Origin of the sequence: Vibrio sp. 10N.261.52.A1 (assembly GCF_002876325.1) — a bacterium.
GTDB classification, from domain to species: Bacteria; Pseudomonadota; Gammaproteobacteria; order Enterobacterales; family Vibrionaceae; genus Vibrio; species Vibrio chagasii.
The window spans coordinates 1-2714 of record NZ_MCYD01000623.1; the positions used below are offsets into that span (position 1 = coordinate 1).

Consider the following 2714-nt stretch of genomic DNA (forward strand, 5'->3'; position numbering starts at 1 on the left):
CGTTGATATTCATCTTTAATTTGTATTAATAGATTCATTAAATTGACGAATATGTAACTAATAGCTTATTGGGGTGTTAAATCAAGATTTGTTTTAGGGAAAGCTAATTTAAGACATGATACGTGTAGGTTTAGATGGTCTGAAGCGTGAAACCTGTATCGGGAACGAATTGGGATAAAAACTGAAGAATATAAAAAAGGTGCAGCTGATACTGCACCCATAACAAATTAACTAAGCACGAGTTAACTTTACGTTTACTGCTCGCCTTTGACGTCAAAATCTATCTTGTCTGCACCTGTAAACACTTGGAAGCGCAAGCCTTTAGCACGAGCAATCGTTGTTATGCCGAACTTCTGAGCTAAATCTAAGCCCATTTGTGTAACGCCAGAGCGTGATAGCAGAACAGGGATTCCCATCTGCGCTACCTTAATCACCATTTCAGAGGTTAGGCGGCCTGTGGTGTAGAAGATCTTATCTCCACCATCTTCTTTGTTAAGCCACATCTCACCCGCTAGGGTATCAACCGCATTGTGACGGCCTACATCTTCCACAAACGACAACACTTGATCGTCTTTGCAAACAGCACAGCCATGAACCGCACCCGCTTTCTTGTAGGTGTCGTTATAATGAGTCAGCGCTTCTAGAGCCGTATAGATTTCAGATTGCTTAATCTTGGTTTGAGGCACTTGGTAGTCTTCCAATTGCTTCATCACGTTGCCATACATGGTACCTTGGCCACAGCCAGACGTTACGGTCTTCTTCTTCAGTGCTTGTTCAAGTTGGCTCGTATCTTCTTTGGTGATAACCGCTGCTGAGCTGGTTTCCCAATCAATAATGATAGATTCAACGGCTTCTGGATCAGAAAGGAAGCTTTGGTTTTTCAAATAACCCAAGACTAATGCTTCTGGGCGTGACCCCAATGTCATTAGAGTTACGATCTCTTTCCAGTTCAACATAACGGTAAGAGGGCGCTCGCACGCAATTTGTTTCGTTAGCTTTTCGCCATATTCATCAAACACTTCAACTTCGATGGTCTGAAGTGGGTTTTCACTGGTTTTTATTATGTTTGGTTTTACCACAGTCACGTCCTACTTAATGAGATAGCGATTATAAGGGATAAGAAGTTAGGCAAGAGTCATCATACGACTCTTTAGAATACATGCGTTCTCTGTCACTTAGTCAGTCTTAGCTTTAACTCAAGCATTTAGCAATTCTCATTCCAAAATAACGGCTATTCGGGAAAACATGAAGCATTCGATTAAAATAGCGCAAAATATGAGAGTTCACCGAGACTAACTGTCTCAAACCAGCGCGATCGACTAACGTTATAAAGGTAACTTTACGACAAACGCACTAAAGACTGAGCAGGACTTAAAATGTATTGGCGTGTTTATTGCTTTGTAGAGGGTATATGATTATGCGAAGTACAAAATGTCCTACGTACGATCAGAATAAAGAAAATCAATTGGGTGCAGTATGTCTGAGATAAAAGAATTCCAAGAACACTATGAAAAAACAGAATCAGCTTGGCCAATAGGTGTCCAAAGAATAGAGAAAGAGATCAAAACTGGCATTTGGGTAACGACTCAATGGGAACTCATCGGTTTTGAATTATCACCTGAAAATGAAACCCCAGACGTATGTTTGCTCCAGTTACACAAAGACGAACGTACCGACTACCGCTTCAATCTAAGCTCTCAGCAACCTAAGCTATTCTTAGTTATGGATAATGTTGACTCCGGTAAACCTATTATTCAATTACTGACAGCGTCACAAACAGTCGCAGGCCAGTACATGGACGGAGATAACCAAGTATTGTCTTACGACATGCCTTTACCGGTACAAGCGTGGATGGAAGCCTTTATCGGTCGTCATGGCGAATTATTAGAAGCTAGACGCAAGAAGCGTAAAGGGGCAGGTCGTTCTAATGGCAACTAACTTTTTTAGCCGTTGGTCTCAACGAAAGCTCGATGAATCGACTGACAAAGCGCTCGAAGCTGAACAGCCTGTTGAAGAAACCTCGGTTACTTCTTCTGAGCCTGCTTCTCAAACACGCACCTCTGCTGAAGAACTTGCACCAAATGAACCAACTTCTATCGAGCCAACTAATGCTTTAGAAGAGTCTGCTGACACTAAAGAGTCGGCATCAGAGGCGACTGAAGAGCTGTCTATGGCTCAATTATTGGTATCAGAAGCATCAGAAAGCGTAAAAAAAGCCGCATTGCGTAAATTATTTCTCTCAGAAGAGTTTAACGTACGTGATGGCTTAGACGATTACGATGACGATTATAGTAATCTTAAGTCACTTTCTGAAGATGTCGCTGAAAGCTTACGTGATTGGGTAAAAGAGAAGGCAGAAGAAGAAACGTCAAGCGAACAAGAGCAAGTCACTGAAAATAAAGAAGAAGTTTCAGTTAACAACGCTGAAGACACGGAATCAGATCTTGTTGAAAGTGACGAAATTACGGGACAACAAAAAGGACTGTATAAAAACACAGTATCGAATAATTTCGACACCGATGTTATCGAAAATGACCCAAAAGAGGTGGGACAAAATATACCACACAAAGAATAGGTACATTTTGACTAAACACTCAATGAACCGCTTGCGACAAAATGTCCCAAGCGGTTTTTTTATTATCAAAATCGATTTAAATTTAATCTAATCCATTGAAAATATTGAATTATTAAATTGGCACGGCATTTGCTAAAAC

General features: G+C 40.8%; 3 protein-coding genes. 2 read left to right on the top strand and 1 reads right to left on the bottom strand.

Annotated features, from left to right (window positions below):
* Positions 1-254: 254 nt before the first annotated feature.
* Positions 255-1079, bottom strand: a complete 825-nt coding sequence (locus tag BCT81_RS11210) for a formate dehydrogenase accessory sulfurtransferase FdhD (RefSeq protein ID WP_102424328.1) — start codon at positions 1077-1079, stop codon at positions 255-257.
* Between the two features lie 397 nt (positions 1080-1476).
* Here BCT81_RS11210 and BCT81_RS11215 point away from each other — a divergent pair, with 397 nt between their 5' ends.
* Together BCT81_RS11215 and BCT81_RS11220 are read left to right on the top strand one after the other, a co-directional pair.
* Positions 1477-1938: a DUF3305 domain-containing protein gene (locus BCT81_RS11215; protein ID WP_102424329.1), complete on the top strand. Its 462-nt coding sequence runs from the start codon at positions 1477-1479 to the stop codon at positions 1936-1938.
* Positions 1928-2575, top strand: a complete 648-nt coding sequence (locus tag BCT81_RS11220) for a DUF3306 domain-containing protein (protein ID WP_102424331.1) — start codon at positions 1928-1930, stop codon at positions 2573-2575. Before BCT81_RS11215 ends, BCT81_RS11220 begins: the two co-directional genes overlap by 11 nt.
* The last annotated feature ends 139 nt before the right edge of the window (positions 2576-2714 follow it).